This window comes from Runella sp. (assembly GCF_027484545.1).
GTDB lineage: Bacteria > Bacteroidota > Bacteroidia > Cytophagales > Spirosomataceae > Runella.
Genome location: NZ_JAIXST010000194.1, coordinates 43,801 through 58,385, shown reverse-complemented (window position 1 = coordinate 58,385; position 14,585 = coordinate 43,801). Strand labels below are relative to the sequence as shown.

Annotated in this window: 17 protein-coding genes and 2 pseudogenes; 6 read left to right on the top strand and 13 right to left on the bottom strand. The window is 40.8% G+C overall.

Annotation, left to right across the window (positions count from 1 at the left end; all coding sequences use genetic code 11):
- Positions 1-236: pseudogene (locus Q0081_RS18245) on the top strand (hypothetical protein); the annotation flags it as partial.
- 76 nt (positions 237-312) lie between these two features.
- Here Q0081_RS18245 and Q0081_RS18240 read toward each other — a convergent pair.
- Complete coding sequence (locus Q0081_RS18240) at positions 313-537, bottom strand: AlpA family transcriptional regulator (RefSeq protein WP_298356409.1); 225 nt, start codon at positions 535-537, stop codon at positions 313-315.
- A 560-nt stretch (positions 538-1,097) separates the two neighbouring features.
- Here Q0081_RS18240 and Q0081_RS18235 point away from each other — a divergent pair.
- The 3 genes from Q0081_RS18235 (at position 1,098) to Q0081_RS18225 (ending at position 3,109) form a co-directional block, all read left to right on the top strand.
- A complete protein-coding gene (locus Q0081_RS18235) occupies positions 1,098-1,871 on the top strand; it encodes a hypothetical protein (protein ID WP_298356406.1) in 774 nt (257 codons plus the stop codon).
- Between the two features lie 195 nt (positions 1,872-2,066).
- On the top strand, positions 2,067-2,525 hold the full coding sequence (locus Q0081_RS18230) for a mobile mystery protein A (protein ID WP_298356401.1): 459 nt from the start codon (positions 2,067-2,069) through the stop codon (positions 2,523-2,525).
- Positions 2,522-3,109, top strand: coding sequence for a mobile mystery protein B (locus Q0081_RS18225; RefSeq protein WP_298356398.1), 588 nt, complete (start codon positions 2,522-2,524; stop codon positions 3,107-3,109). Before Q0081_RS18230 ends, Q0081_RS18225 begins: the two co-directional genes overlap by 4 nt.
- On the opposite strand, the gene Q0081_RS18220 is transcribed toward Q0081_RS18225, so the two are convergent.
- From Q0081_RS18220 to Q0081_RS31660, 5 genes are all read right to left on the bottom strand, one after another.
- Positions 3,106-3,675, bottom strand: a complete 570-nt coding sequence (locus Q0081_RS18220) for a tyrosine-type recombinase/integrase (RefSeq protein ID WP_298356395.1) — start codon at positions 3,673-3,675, stop codon at positions 3,106-3,108. The genes Q0081_RS18225 and Q0081_RS18220 overlap by 4 nt on opposite strands.
- Before the next feature lie 97 nt (positions 3,676-3,772).
- The gene (locus Q0081_RS18215) at positions 3,773-4,306 is read right to left on the bottom strand and encodes a phage integrase SAM-like domain and Arm DNA-binding domain-containing protein (protein ID WP_298356393.1); all 534 of its coding nucleotides are present in this window, start codon (positions 4,304-4,306) and stop codon (positions 3,773-3,775) included.
- A gap of 378 nt (positions 4,307-4,684) precedes the next feature.
- Positions 4,685-7,621, bottom strand: a complete 2,937-nt coding sequence (locus tag Q0081_RS18210) for a type I restriction endonuclease subunit R (RefSeq protein WP_298356390.1) — start codon at positions 7,619-7,621, stop codon at positions 4,685-4,687.
- A 73-nt stretch (positions 7,622-7,694) separates the two neighbouring features.
- A complete protein-coding gene (locus Q0081_RS18205) occupies positions 7,695-8,021 on the bottom strand; it encodes a helix-turn-helix domain-containing protein (RefSeq protein WP_298356388.1) in 327 nt (108 codons plus the stop codon).
- A 126-nt stretch (positions 8,022-8,147) separates the two neighbouring features.
- On the bottom strand, positions 8,148-8,345 hold the full coding sequence (locus Q0081_RS31660; RefSeq protein WP_310586506.1) for a type II toxin-antitoxin system RelE/ParE family toxin: 198 nt from the start codon (positions 8,343-8,345) through the stop codon (positions 8,148-8,150).
- Between the two features lie 391 nt (positions 8,346-8,736).
- On the opposite strand from Q0081_RS31660, the gene Q0081_RS18195 reads away from it, so the two are divergent.
- Together Q0081_RS18195 and Q0081_RS18190 are read left to right on the top strand one after the other, a co-directional pair.
- Positions 8,737-8,889, top strand: a complete 153-nt coding sequence (locus Q0081_RS18195; RefSeq protein WP_298356386.1) for a hypothetical protein — start codon at positions 8,737-8,739, stop codon at positions 8,887-8,889.
- A 92-nt stretch (positions 8,890-8,981) separates the two neighbouring features.
- A complete protein-coding gene (locus tag Q0081_RS18190) occupies positions 8,982-9,137 on the top strand; it encodes a hypothetical protein (protein WP_298356383.1) in 156 nt (51 codons plus the stop codon).
- Between the two features lie 74 nt (positions 9,138-9,211).
- On the opposite strand, the gene Q0081_RS18185 is transcribed toward Q0081_RS18190, so the two are convergent.
- From Q0081_RS18185 to Q0081_RS18155, 7 genes and pseudogenes are all read right to left on the bottom strand, one after another.
- Positions 9,212-10,423, bottom strand: a complete 1,212-nt coding sequence (locus Q0081_RS18185; RefSeq protein ID WP_298356380.1) for a restriction endonuclease subunit S — start codon at positions 10,421-10,423, stop codon at positions 9,212-9,214.
- A gap of 4 nt (positions 10,424-10,427) precedes the next feature.
- Positions 10,428-11,159 (bottom strand): zeta toxin family protein, encoded by a 732-nt coding sequence (locus Q0081_RS18180; protein ID WP_298356377.1) that lies wholly within the window; start codon positions 11,157-11,159, stop codon positions 10,428-10,430.
- Positions 11,159-11,383 carry a hypothetical protein gene (locus tag Q0081_RS18175; RefSeq protein WP_298356374.1) on the bottom strand — a complete coding sequence of 75 codons (225 nt, stop codon included), beginning with the start codon at positions 11,381-11,383 and terminating at the stop codon, positions 11,159-11,161. Before Q0081_RS18175 ends, Q0081_RS18180 begins: the two co-directional genes overlap by 1 nt.
- Before the next feature lie 113 nt (positions 11,384-11,496).
- Positions 11,497-12,087 (bottom strand): YhcG family protein, encoded by a 591-nt coding sequence (locus tag Q0081_RS18170; protein WP_298356412.1) that lies wholly within the window; start codon positions 12,085-12,087, stop codon positions 11,497-11,499.
- Positions 12,073-12,522 (bottom strand): annotated as a pseudogene (locus Q0081_RS18165) (DUF1016 N-terminal domain-containing protein); the annotation flags it as partial. The pseudogene Q0081_RS18165 and the gene Q0081_RS18170, both read right to left, overlap by 15 nt.
- A gap of 3 nt (positions 12,523-12,525) precedes the next feature.
- Positions 12,526-12,924, bottom strand: a complete 399-nt coding sequence (locus tag Q0081_RS18160; protein ID WP_298356371.1) for a DUF1016 N-terminal domain-containing protein — start codon at positions 12,922-12,924, stop codon at positions 12,526-12,528.
- A gap of 21 nt (positions 12,925-12,945) precedes the next feature.
- Entirely contained in the window at positions 12,946-14,505 is a 1,560-nt protein-coding gene (locus Q0081_RS18155) for a type I restriction-modification system subunit M (RefSeq protein WP_298356368.1), read from the bottom strand.
- Positions 14,506-14,585: the final 80 nt, after the last annotated feature.

Below are 14,585 nucleotides of genomic sequence, written 5' to 3'. Positions count from 1 at the left end.
CTAAGCGCCTACTCGCTATATTGAAAGGTCTGTCTGACAATTACTTAAACACTATGGTTCGCCTGGCATTGAAATACCCTCCTGCTACCAGAGCCTTATTGGGAGCGCTTTTGGATGAATTAAAGAAAGATTTACTAACCCTTTCTCTGTACAAAACATTGAATCCCATTACTAAATATAAATTACCGGGCTTGAATAAGGCCCTAAGTAACACCGAAAAATGGAATATCGTATGAGATTATCCCGTGGGACAATCTGCGGAATGGGTTACAGGGGTTTTTCATTATGCCTGCGCCGAAAATAAAACTCTTTTCAGACAGGCGGTGCAGTTCGCGGCTGCAGTGTCCCCAAATTCCATGATTGATATTGTTTCGTCATCACCTTCCATGCCGTTATGCGGGGGCCAAGCTTATAAGGCTTAGGGAACTGTCCCGACTTGCAACCATTCCACCACGTTGCCTTGCTCACAGGGATAAGTTTTAAAACCTGATCCAATTGCAGAAAGCCCGTTAAGTGATTTTGTGACACTTGATCCATATCATTCCCCCTTTTGCTGATTACCTGTTTTTCCGACCCTGTAAAATTGTTTTATCATAGGTTTTGATAATCAGCGGCGGGTTTGTGTATTTGTTATGATTGATGCATAAGGAATAAACCTTCTCAAAAATCAAAACAGAAATGTGCAAAAAGAAACCGTTTCTACAAAAATCATCAGACATCTTCCCTTCGCACAGCCCAGGGCTAAAAATGGGTCTTATTTTTACACAGCCCTTTAAGGTTTTAAGAGCACTAAAATGCTCACAAAATAAAAACATAATGCTTTGTCATTTTTTTGAAATATCCACTTCTACCATCTCATAAGCTGTACTTAGGGCAGATGTCTGATGAAAGTTTATTAATAGATTAGGCAGATTTTGTGAGCACAGCTTAAGGGTGGTTTGAGCTGTGCTCACCACTAATCAATCGCACCATTTTCTATTTTCGTTGTGTTTACAGATGTCAATTCTTAATCACATAAGATTACTTGACATTTTGCCGAATCATGTTAACAATATGGCAATTAAATCAATATAACCATACTATTTAATGAGGCTCATATGACCAACCCAGCTGTAAAAGCGGAAACCGACCAACAGGAAGAACTCACCCTTTCGGGCTATGGCTTTAAAATGATTATCAATGGCCATGACAAGCCGCAGATATTCGATGACAAGGGCGAAGCTATTACTGACATTAATGCGTACATGGCCGCACAACAAAAACTGTTGTTGTCTTTGGTTAAAAATCTGGGGCCTTCGTGGCAGCAGGACATAGCAAATCTTGAAGCCGCCAAGAAAACAGTAGGGAGCATGTCCGCCAGCGTTGCAGCGGCCTTTGCAAATGACAATAATGTTGATGTAACAAAAGTGGGCTATGTGACGAAAGCGTCCGAGGGATTACCGTTCCGGGTGCAGTATGCCGGTCTTGTAAAAGATGACAAAGGTGGAATTTACCGGGACGAGAATGGCGATGTCCGGCATCTGTATACGACTGTTGACCCGGTGCTGAAAAACGACAGTCACTACAAAGCCGCTACAGCTTTTAGGAAGATCAATAAACAAGGCGAGTATGGAGCAGCGGGCTTTGGGGGGGCTGACTTTCCGACTAGCAAATACGGCCCGAGAGGTCAGGTAACAGGCACAGATATGTTGCAAACACTGTTTAAAAACAAGAAAGCGCTTGGTATCAAGGCCGACTGGATACATGGCGAGGCACGCGATAATGACAGTTCGTACTTCCTCTACAGCCGCGATGGCGAGCTAGACGTGGACAATAAAGACGCCACGGCAGTAGCCTTCCCTACGTGGGTTGTCAAGCATCCAATCATTTAATCATGTTTTGTCTACGTGTAGTGCGATGGCACAGTTTAGTTTATTAGATTAATTTTCAGATTGACTGATATCCATTAGGATAAATTATGGAGCGTGCTAAATCGTTTATCAATGCTACAAATAGCATTGTAATTAGATATATTTATGCTATTATTGTCATTAAATATTAACACTCTAATGTTATATATAGCATAAATGACCTACTGGGACAAAAAGCTGGTTCGGGAACAACTGGATAAAAGGCTGAAAAGCCCGTTGTTACCCCTTCTCCAATCGGATAATGGCTGGATTAAGCTGTTACGCGAAGCACTAGGCATGTCTACGACACAGTTGGCAAAACGTGTCGGCATTGATCAATCGCGTATCTCTCGGCTTGAGAATGCCGAAATAGATGGCGATCTCAAACTCTCCTCATTAAAGAAACTTGCCGAAGGTCTGAACATGACGTTTGTTTATGGTTTCATTCCACGGGATGGCCTTGAGGATATGGTCAGGCAACAGGCAAAGAAAATCGCTTTGAAGCGTATGCAGCGGGTTAATCACACTATGCGTCTGGAAGAGCAGGAACTGAGCACCGAGGAAAAGGCTAAAGCCTTTGATGATTTGGTGCAAAAGATTATGATTGAAGATGCCAAAGATTTCTGGGACGAATGACAGAGTTTAATTATCCCCCAGGCGCTACGCCCTTAACCCCAGAAGAACAAGATGGCTTGAAGCTCAGGCATATTACCACCCGTGGTGAACTTGACCGCTGGGAGCAGGATAATATTCAGTATGCGCTATCATGGCTTAGCCGTAGACGTAAATCAGATATTCTGGATGAAGATTTTATTCTTCTCTTGCACGAAAAAATGTTCCACAAAGTCTGGCAATGGGCTGGGAATTTTCGCCGATCTGATAAAAATATTGGTGTGTCATGGACAAAAGTCCGTATGGAACTACGCAACCTGCTCGATGATACAAAGACATGGATAGAGTTTAAATCGTATTCACCTGATGAAATTGCCTATCGTTTTCATCATCGTCTGGTTTTGATACATTTATTTCCAAATGGAAACGGTCGTCATTCACGCCTCATAACAGATGTCATTTTAACAGAAATATTTAAGCAAGACCCATTTACATGGGGCAGCGACGATCTCTCCAGCGCAAACGACGTTCGCAAACGTTATATCACGGCTTTAAAAGCTGCTGATGCAAATGATTACAGGTTGTTGAGTGAGTTTGTTAGGTCTTAACTTCCAATCACCGCCTCCAACGCATCATCGGCCGTCTTATTGGTAAAATTAGCCTGGTATCCAATCGTCGTTGTAATATTCGAATGCCGATACAGTTTCTGCAGCATCTGCACAGGGATTTTTTCACCCGAAATGTTACCAAAGGTATGGCGTGATATGTGCATGGTTAGCGGCTTTGTGATATTTGCCAGCTTGGCGATTTGCAGCAGCGCTTTATTGAGCCGTTTAACCGCATAAGAAATCTTACGCTGCACATTGTACGTATCATTGAGATCGTCCAAAACTTTGAGTTCTGGGAAGATTAAGTTATTTTTCTTTTTATCGGCTCTATATTGTTCAATAATCCGTAAAGCCTTATCAGGCACTTTGAGCGACCCCGCTTTGAGGTTCTTGCCCATCGCGTAGTAAAGTCGCTCATTCTGCAAGTCTGACCACTTCATACGCAGGACATCGGATACACGCACCCCTGCAAAATAAAAAGAAAATAACCAGATGTTGCGGGCGTGATGAAAGTAATCGTTGTCGGACAGATCCAGCCCTTCAATCAGTTTTACCTCTTCGGGCATCAAACCGATTTTGACAGAATCTGGAAACTTAATGGCGATTTTATCTTTCCCAAACGGATAGGCTTTGTTATCGACCAGGCCGCCCTTGATAGCCTGATTATAGAATGAGCAGGTGATTGACGATAGTACGCTCAGAAATGCCTCTGGAGCCTTTTAAATAGGCTTTGAAGCGGTTGAGCAGCGGGACTGTGATCTCAGGGAAAGAAATATCCCTATCACCGAGAAACTCCTTAAAATGATTAATGCGTGTCTGGTCGGTCTTCACACGGTTATATTTTCCAGCTTTACGCATATTCTCAATAAAGATATCGGCTTGAGCAAAGAAACTGGGCCCTGCTTTTGGCGTAATGTTGTCCCGTACTGCACTTAGGGCTACTGTTTTTGTTTGCCCTTGCACCAACATCAGACTGTCACTTGCTTCTGTTTTCTTTTGCAGGATCAAATGATTCAGGCGCACAGAATTGGGATGTGACTTTTTGACCTTCTGATTGACCTCATCCCAATCTGTTTTCTTCAGATAATAGCCAAGATAAATATAGGTGGTTTTACGTTCAACGGTAACACGTATAGCAAGCGGATACGTACCGTCATTGCTTCTCTTTTCTCGCAGTACAATTTTTAGCGATGCCATAAAAATTATTATCTTGTTTTTGTAAATCTCAACAAAGATAAAAAGATTTGGTACAACATAGGTACAACAAATCGCGTTTTTTTATGATTTTTTCTGAATTGTTATTTTTGTAACTACCTGACTATCAAATCATATTAAACCATATTGATTCATATAAAACCAAATTTCGTAGGATTCATAACCCTAAGGTCGGCAGTTCGATCCTGCTCCCCGCTACAAGGAAAAAGCCTAATTATCTACAATCAGATAATTAGGCTTTTTCCTTATGGCAGATGTTAAGCATTTGGTTAAGCAACGGAAGGCGCAAAGCAAAAAATCGTCTCTTTTAAAGTAATTTTCAAGGCCTCTAAGAATTTAATTTACTACTTTTCAAGCCTCCTACCCCTCCATCCCATTAAAGAAAGTATCTACATAGCCGACAATTTTCTCAATGATTCTTTCGCCTATGGTTTTTCGTTGTAGGGTTTTCGGTAGCACTTCTAAGATTTTGATAACATCGTTCTTTAGTGGTTTATGACCCGAAAACAGGTAGTCACTAACGATAGTATGCAGTTTGTCAGGGTTTAGCTTTTCTTCCTTCCAAATCGCTTCAAACCCTTTTTGACGTTCGGCTTCCCAATATTCCTCAAACTCGCCTTGTACATCGTCGGCATCTTCAATGATGGGTAAATTCTCATTGATAAATTTCTCTATCAATTCCCGTTTGCTCCGTAGCTGTACCTCACCCGAAAGTAGTTCCATGATTTCTTTGCGCTGCTTGGCTTGTTCGGTTGCTGATACCTCTTTGAGCCGGGCCAATAAACGAAGGATATAGGCTACGTTTATTTCATCCCTTTGAATCAATTCTAATTCAAAATCAACGTCATTTAGAATAGATACGGCTTCTTTCTGCGTATTGCTTTTTACTTTGTCATGCAGGTCTAAGTACTTGCTTTTGAAGTCCTCAAAATCCTGTTCGTCCATTTGCAGGTCTTCAAATTGGAAGTCTGAAAAAGTGGACATAATATTTTTAACCCGTATCAATTCCCGAAACGCTTTGACAAATTCCAGTTCTTCTTCCTCACTTGGCAACTCATCTACACTATCTACGGTGGGTGTTATTTGCAGTAGCTTTTCGTAGGCTTTGTTAAACTTGGTTACGTAGTCTTCATACGGCTTCATTATGATTTCTTCCTTGGCCTCTTTGTTGGAAAAAAGCGTAATGGCATCATCCGTGGCGTTTTTCAGGTTACGGAAACAAACGATATTGCCCTGCGATTTCTTTTCGTTCAAAATTCGGTTCGTTCTCGAAAACGCCTGAATCAAGCCGTGGTATTTCAGGTTCTTATCCACGTACAGGGTATTTAACTTTTTGGCATCAAACCCCGTTAAAAACATATTTACGACCAACAAAATGTCCACGCGGTCGCTTTCTTTGCTTCCTTCTTTTTCCCGCTCCTTTATCCGTTTGGCAATGTCTTTGTAGTAGTTATAAAAATTTTGGCTGTCTTTGGTTGAGTATTTGGTGTTGTACATCTTATTGTAATCACCAATAAACTCGTCCAACTTTTCGCGGGTATGTTTGTTTTCGGTAATGAGTTTTTCGTTTCTATACGCCACTTTGGGTTCTGCTGCCATACGTAACGGTTCATTCTCAACGCCAAAATCCTCATCGGGTAGCATCCCGTTGGCGTTTTTGTCGTCTTCGTTGGCGGTGTAGGAAAAGACAGTAACGACCCTTAAATGATGTTTCCCTTCTTCCTTTTTGGCTTTAAAGAGTTCGTAGTACTTTATCAGCGTATCTACGCTATTGACGCAAAACATCGCGGTAAACTCTTTGTTATGCGTCTTCTTTTCGTGGTTGGCGATGATGTAATCTACAATCTTTTCGAGCCGCTGCGGCGATTCCATCAACTCTTTGGTGTCAATGGCTTCTACCTCTATGTCTATTTCCGTTCGGGTATCGTCTTTCCTGCGGTACTTGCCTACGTATTCTACCGTAAAGCGTAACACGTTTTCGTCGCGGATGGCGTCGGTAATGACGTACTTATGAAGGCACTCATCAAAGAGGTCTTTGGTGGTTCGTTTGCCCCGTTCGTTTTTGACGGAGTTATCTACAAAAATCGGAGTTCCTGTAAAGCCGAAAAGTTGGGCGTTGCTGAAATACTTCTTTATATCGTCGTGGGTATCCCCAAACTGACTGCGGTGGCACTCGTCAAAAATAAAGACAATCCGCTTATCTTTCAGCGCGTCCATGTGTTTGAGGTGGTGCTGCTTACTGATAGCGTTGGAAAGCTTCTGAATGGTCGTTACAATGATTTTGGTATCGTCCGTAAATTTCTTGACCAAATCGCCCGTATATTCCGTCGCATCCACACTGCCCTTAGAAAAACTGTCAAATTCTTTTTGGGTTTGGTAGTCTAAATCCTTCCTGTCCACCACAAACACCACCTTATGCACCTGCGGCAAGGTGGCTAATATTTGACTTGTTTTAAAGGATGTAAGCGTTTTTCCTGAGCCTGTGGTATGCCATATATACCCGTTCTTATGCGGTCCGCCGCTGCGGGTGTTCTTCACGCGCTCTATAATTGCCTCCGTAGCGTAGTACTGATACGAGCGCATGACCATCAGGATTTGCCACGTCTCATGTTGTACTGTGTAACGGGTGAGCATTTTGGAAAGGTGGCAGGCTTCCAAAAACGCGGCTGAAAAGGCTTCCAGTTGTCGGATAGGCTTGTTTTGAACATCCGACCAATAGAAGGTTTGTTTAAAACCATCTTTTGGGTTATTGGCAAAGTATTTGGTATTTACCCCGTTACTAATCACAAAGATTTGAACATACTGAAACAATCCATAAGAAGCCCAATAAGAATGCCGCTGATAACGGTTGATTTGATTAAAGGCTTCTTTGAGTTCCAGCCCTCTTTTTTTAAGTTCTATCTGCACCAATGGCAACCCATTGATAAGAAGCGTAACATCATAGCGGTTTTTATAGGAGCCTTCGTTTTTGATTTGGCGGGTTACTTGGTATTGGTTTTGACACCAAAAATCCATGTTCAAAAACTCAATGTAAACGCTCTGCCCGTTCTCTCGTGTGAGTTGCATCTTATCACGGAGTATTTTAGCCCGTTCAAAGATGTTGCCTTTGTTGAGGTGGTTGAGTACCTGTCCAAATTCCCTATCGGTAAGCCTAACGTTATTGTGCTTCTCCAACTGCGTTTTGAGGTTGGCCAATAGTGCCGCCTCATCGCTGATAGCTACATAGGTATAGTCCAAATCCGTCGTCAGTTGCTTGATAAGGTTATCTTCCAGTAGTTGCTCCGACTGTGTACTCATTTTCTATTTCCATAAAGGTTCGCTTTTCCGATCTAACCTATTTCCCTTCTCATGCGTTCGGCTTTCTTTTCTGTCAGACGATTTTAACAAAATTATCTTCAAGTTTTACGTTAAAATTAATCTCTGCTTTTAATGCCCTAAAAACTTTTAAAACTGTGTCAATTGTCGCACTGTTTGCACTGTTTTCGAGTTTAGAAATTTGAGCTTTCTGCACACCAATAAGTTTCCCAAGTTCTTCTTGTGTCAGGTGGCGCTCTTGTCTTGCAGATTTAATCATTTTTCCTAACACGTCCATACGAAGTTCATACTCGTATTCGTCACGGTCAATTGTCCCGACTTTGCCGATATACTTGTCCTTCATTTCGGCAAGCGAATACGTCTTGATTTCCTTAGTTGCCATGATGATTACTTTTTGGGTTTGTTGTTGAAATATTTGTCTTTTAGTCTTACTGCACGGTCAATTTCATTTGCTGGCACTTTATCGACTTTTTTAATGAAGCCGTGGGTAGCAATTACTAACGTTTCCTTAGTTGTCTGACTTGTCCCAAAATGCAAGCAACCTAATTTGAAGTCCTGCAAATTTTGTCCGAAATTCCCAAATGTCATTTTGCAGTTTCTTGAACAACTTTGGGTCATTCGTCTGTTCAGCAAGGTCAATATTGTAAAATATTTTTTTGATGGTCTTTGGGTCAAGTTCTGCTATAAACTCGTTTGCTTCTTCCATAAACCTCGTCTCAAAATATTTCATTCGCTTCGGTGATCCGATTTAATGTTCTTTGTTTAACGCCACAAAAGTAAATAAAGTTTCTAAATTTGGAAACAAATATCCAATAAATACTTTGCCGTTTGGGGGGGCTTACGCAGAGTTTGAATTATCCCGTATCGGACTGCCGAAGCATCGGACTGCCGAAGCATCGGACTGCCGAAGCAGGGATACCATTATTATAGAGATAAAAGTATTTTTGTGGCCTATTGAACCCTGAAAGGGTGTCATCCCTGCTTCGGCAGTCCGATTCGGGATTTTATCGCATTTGGGACATTTTTTGGCTATCATCATGCCAACCCTTTGGGTTTTGCGTAAATCCTACTACCAAGAAACAATAAACTTGCCTATTATGACAGTAGAAAAATTAAATAACTCAAAAATTCCTATTATTGTTTTTGACAAAAAGTTAGAACAATTTAGAGGTAAGACTTTATTTCCGGAGAAGTTGGCAAAAGCAAATGAAATATTAGCGAAAGCAGGACTCCCAAAAACGCAAAAGTAAAACGATACCAATAGTGCCGCCTCATCGCTAATCGCTACGTAGGCTGGCGGTAATACTAAGAGCAACACAAAACTCAATGGACTCGCACAATTATGACAATCGAGGAGCTAAACAAACGAAAAACGCCAATTGTAGTGATTGACAAGTCTTTAGAAAAGTACAAAGGGAAAAACTTGTTTCCCGAAAAATTAGCAAAAGCCAACGAAGTGCTAAAAAAGATTGGATTACCCAAAATAGCGATAAAATAACACTGCCACCAACGTAAAACTCCCATTTAATTAAACCGTAAAGGCGTGATTTTTAATTATAATAGGCAAGGGTTTTACACAAACAACTGTTGTAATAAGCCTTTTTTATAGGATTGCGTTTGGCCTATCTGCTTCGCTACGGTTTCGATTTTGGTATCAATGGCAGTGAGGAAGTTGGCTATTTTGGTTTGTTCGGGGAGAGATGGTAGAGGTATCAATAGCGATTTAATAATTTCAGCAGATAAATTCCCTTGCCCGCCTTGCAAATATGTTTTAGTAATATTTTCCTTTTGGTGACTTAAAAAGGATGATATATAAAAATGATTATTGACACTTCTAATACATAATATAGCTTGGTTTATTGCTCCATTAATTTTAGAAATTCCAACCTCACCACTGGTAGCACCATACAAAGCATAAAGTATATCCCCTACTTTTACCATTTTTGCAGAAGAATTTTTTAAACCTAATTCGGTAATAAATTGCTCTGTTGATTCAGAATGTATCTCACCTGAACGTATAAATGGAATTTCGCCATTAAAAAACTCTTTTTTGGATGTTAAAGGAGTTCCACCTGAAAAAAACATCGCTATCTCCCCCAGCTTCTTCTCTTCCCAATCAGGATAATCCGCTCCATTCTCATCTTTAAATCGTATCTTTTGGCTTAAAAGCTGCTGCATTACGCCTTTTTTGTATTCTTCCAGTAGGGCTTTCTTTTGGGTGAGTTGTTGGATTTTGGTATCTATCGCGGTGAGAAAGTTGGCTACTTTGGTTTGTTCGGGGAGGGATGGAAATCTCAATTTTACTGATGATAAAGTCTCTTGACCGACATTATACCGCGTACTCCCTCCTGATTTTGATGTTATTACATCTCGTGCAGAATCTGTTTTCAGTAATTTATTAAGAAAGCGTGGTTCGTATTCACCTATTTTCTTTCCCCTTATGACAAAACCGCCAAAGGTAGCTGTGTTTACTTCGTCAAGATATACACAAGCTGTACCTACTTCTTCTCTTGTTTCCGAACTTCTTTGAAAAAGTATATCCCCATAGTTGACAGGGTATTTTGCTAACGTTTTTTCGTCAACATCTACACTGCCTATAATTTTTTCGTGTGTTATATACTCGTTATTAAGAATGTCTAAAACATTGATAAACTTTATCCCCTTACCATATTGCTCTTTACTTGCATTAATTCCGTTTTTAAACTCTAAAAGTTCGCCTAATCCTTTTTCCTCCCATTCCCCTTCAAATTCAGGGAAGCGCAATTTTGGTATTTGTGTGGTCATGGTTTTAGGTTAATTTTTCTAATACATATTTTCTGAACCAAATAGGTGCTTCATTTACTTGTAGTGAAATGTCTGTGCCGTTGGTTATTTCGGCAATCCAAGTTTTGGCATCGCCTGAGTTATCAAAAATATAGGCTCTGTTGGTGTATTTTATTGCCTCAAAAAGTAAATCAAGTGAGCGGTAATACCTCGCAATTACTTTGTCAGTCGGCACAGGATGCCCGCCCATTTTTACCCGGTGGCTTATTCGGAGTACATTAATGGCAGGGTCTTCGGTTGCCACAAAATACAGGTAGGTTTTATAGCCCAATTGTTGGGCTTTTTTCAGAATTCCAACTTTGTCGGGCGAAGACATCACGGTTTCAAAAGTAAACGATTGGTGGGTTTCTAAGTATTTATGCCTCAAAAAATCGGTCAGTATGGCACTCATGTACGAATCAATGCCTACATCGCTGAAATCAATAAATTCGGATTGAATATACTTGATTTCGTAGGTAAAATCGCCCAGTTCCGTTTTCTCAATCAGTGGGTGTTTGTCAAAGAAAGCCCTTATCTCCCGTTCGTTGGTTTGAATATTGTAGCCTCTAATATCAAGGTAATCCCTGTCTTTTATTTCTTTTTCTATCTCATCGGGATTCAGATAATGCCCCAGTAATTTTGATGAAACAACCGATTTAATGGTGCTTTTACCCGAGCCGTTGGGTCCCGCAAACATTCTAAGTCTTGGTACTTCCATTATCGTACAATTTTATAAAACCGTTGTGTTACCTTCATTGGTTTTTCAATTTCTTTGATAATTTTTCGACTTCCATCGGGCGACACTTCGATGAGTTTTCCATCTTCGGCAATCATCACTTTATCGCCCGAGGCGAGCGTTTGCCAATAGGCTTGCTTGGTAGCCGTTTCGGCCAAAATCGGAATTTGCTGTTCCAGATAATCTAATTCCTGTTCGTTTAGCATCGTCTTTTGTTTTTATAAAGATACGAGTAACTCATTTCAAAACGGGGTTTCAATGCCCAATTCTTTACAAAAATCGGCAATGGTTTTATCTTGGTATTTGTGTGGTCATGGTTTTAGTTGTTTGATAATTCGGTTTCAATGTCTTCGATACTCGGTAGGCTTGATTTTAGATTTTCGGGTAATGCCCTCGTCAATTCATATTCAGACACTCCAATGGGTTTGTTGGTATCTCGTAAGGCATATTCAGCAATTATCTTGTTGCTGTTTTCGCAAAGTATTAGCCCTATTGTGTGTTGGTCGGTTGGGTGTTTTAGCGTATCATCAACTACGGAGCAATAAAAATTCATTTTACCGGCATATTCGGGTTTGAAATTGCCTTTTTTTAGGTCAATCACAATAAAGCACCTCATTTTTAGGTGATAAAACAGAAGGTCAATATAAAAATCTTGGTTGCCCACATTCAAATGATACTGTCTTCCCACAAAGGCAAACCCAGTACCGAGTTCAAGCAAGAATTTTTCAATATGTTTCACTAATTCGATTTCCAATTCACGTTCCGCAAAAGGCTCGGCAAGCGTCAGGAAGTCAAAGATATACGGGTCTTTAAGGGTTTCTTTTGCTAATTCAGATTGTGGATTTGGTAAATAGGAGTCAAAGTTGCTAACAGATAATTTTTGTCTTTCAAGTAGTTTTGATTTTATCATACTGCTCAAAACGGCTCTACTCCAACCGCCGGCAATGATATGCTCGATATACCAAAATCTTTTTTCTACTTCTTTAATTTTTTCCATCAACAAAATATTGTGGCCCCACGGAATCGCAAGCAAAAGATTTTTATAATTCAATTTTGCAACAGGCTGTTGCAAAATTGAATATTCTTTGGCGAATCATAACATATATCCTAAGTTTCGTTCGGAAAACCCTTTTTGCTCGGGGAGTTCGTTTTTGAGGTCAGTAGCCAATTTCGGAATTATACCTGCCGACCAACCTTTTTCTTGTTGCCGTTTGAGAATCATTATCCCAATGTCCCAATACATCAAAATCATTTCGGCATTTACAGAAAGTGTTGCCTTGATTTGGGCGTTTTTTACCCTGATTTTTATATCATTGAGTAAAGAATTATAGCGTGTTAATTCCATGATTTAGAACGGTAAATTTTCATAAAATGCCCTTTCGTTGGGATCTTTGATGGCAATGAGCATCAAGTAATGCGACCAACTCAATTGAAAATTGGGGGTATTACCAACTACAATTTGAGATTTCGCAGACGCTGTCTGCGAAATTGAGTAGTTTAAATAAAACGCCCTCATTTGTTCCAAGTTTCTTTCAGAAAAACCCTTACCAAATTCATTTTGTAATTGAGCCGAAAGGTTTTTTAAAAGTGCTTTTCCATAAACGGCACGTGCTTCGCCTTGTTGGTCTTCTTCCACAATTCGCTTGCCGATGAGCCAATAGGCTTGCACCATTGCCAAATTGATACTCTGATACGCCTTTTGCCTTGCTTGGTGGAGTATGTTTTTTATGTCCGACAGTATTTGCATGTTTTAAAATCGGGGTTTATTTCAAAACGGGGTTCCAATGCCCAATTCTTTACAAAAATCGGCAATGGTTTGATCCGTTTGGGCCATTTCCAAATCTAAACTTTTCAGTTGGGCGGCAAGGGTGTTTATATCAATGGTGCCTTCTGCCTCAAACGTATCTACGTAGCGCGGTATATTCAGATTGTACTCGTTGGCGCGTATATCGTCCAGCGTTGCTTTATGGCTGTATTTTGGTTCTTGGGTGCGGTTGCGGTAAGTGCTTACTATTTTCTCAACGTCGCTGTCCCGTAGGTAGTTTTGGGCTTTTGATTTCTCAAAGTGTTGGCTACCGTCAATAAACAGTACGTTGTCGGGATTTTCGCGGCATTTTTTCAGCACCAACATACAGGTAGGAATAGACGTACCGTAAAAGATATTGGCAGGTAAACCGATAACCGCATCCAAATAGTTACGGTCTTCAATCAGGTATTGGCGTATGTGTCCTTCTGCCCCGCCTCTAAACAGTACCCCGTGAGGCACTACTACGGCCATGGTGCCGTTTTCGGCCAAATGATGAATCATGTGCTGCACAAACGCAAAATCAGCTTTAGAACCGGGGGCAAGCCTACCGTATTGGCTAAAACGGTCGTCGGACATAAACAACGGGCTTGCCGACCAAATAGCCGAAAACGGGGGATTGGCTACAATGGCTTCAAAACGTTGGTCTATGTGCTGCGGGTGTTCGAGCGTATCGTCTTGGCGAATGTCAAACTTTTTGTAATGTACCCCGTGCATTATCATGTTCATGCGCGCTAAATTGTAGGTGGTGCGGTTGAGTTCTTGCCCGTAAAAATTGGCTACTTCTACTTCTTTCTGCAAACGAAGCAGTAAAGAGCCTGAGCCGCAAGTAGGGTCATACGCTGATTTTATCTTGGTTTTGCCCGTCGTTACTATTTTTGCCAAAATGGTCGAAACCTGTTGAGGGGTGTAAAATTCCCCTGCTTTCTTGCCCGCTCCGCTCGCAAACTGTCCAATCAGATACTCGTACGCATCGCCCAATACATCGGCCTCGGTGTTTTGTAATTCAAAGTCAATCGTATCTAAGTGAGAAAGTACCTTTGTAATGATTTCGTTTTTGGCGGCTTCGGTACGGCCTAATTTGGTAGAAGTCAAATCAAGGTCTTCAAAGAGTTTATTAAAATCGTCTTCGCTATCCGAGCCCATTGTACTTTGCTCAATATTGGTGAGGATATTGGCTAAGTCTTCCAAGATAAAGTTATTGGTTTCGGCCTTACCCCGTTCGGCTATTTCGTGAAATAGTTCGTTGGGTTTCAGAAAAAAGCCCAATTGTTCTAAAGCTTCTTCTTTGATGGCTTCCAGGTATTGCTGTCCTTCTTCGGTGGTTTCGTCTATGATATTATACGTTAGTCCGTCTTCCTGTAAGATTTCATTAGCAAAGAGGTTCATCCGCTCGGATAGGTACTTATAAAAAATAAATCCAAGGATATAATCTCTAAATTCATCCGCGTTCATTTTTCCCCGTAGGGTGTTAGCGATGTTCCAAAGCTGTTGTTCAAGCTGTTTTTTGTGGTCTATGGACATGGGTACTGCTTCGTTAAAATTCTTTCCTTACCTCTGATTTAAGTGAGGGTAACCTGCAATTATAAGCTTTTTTTCTCATT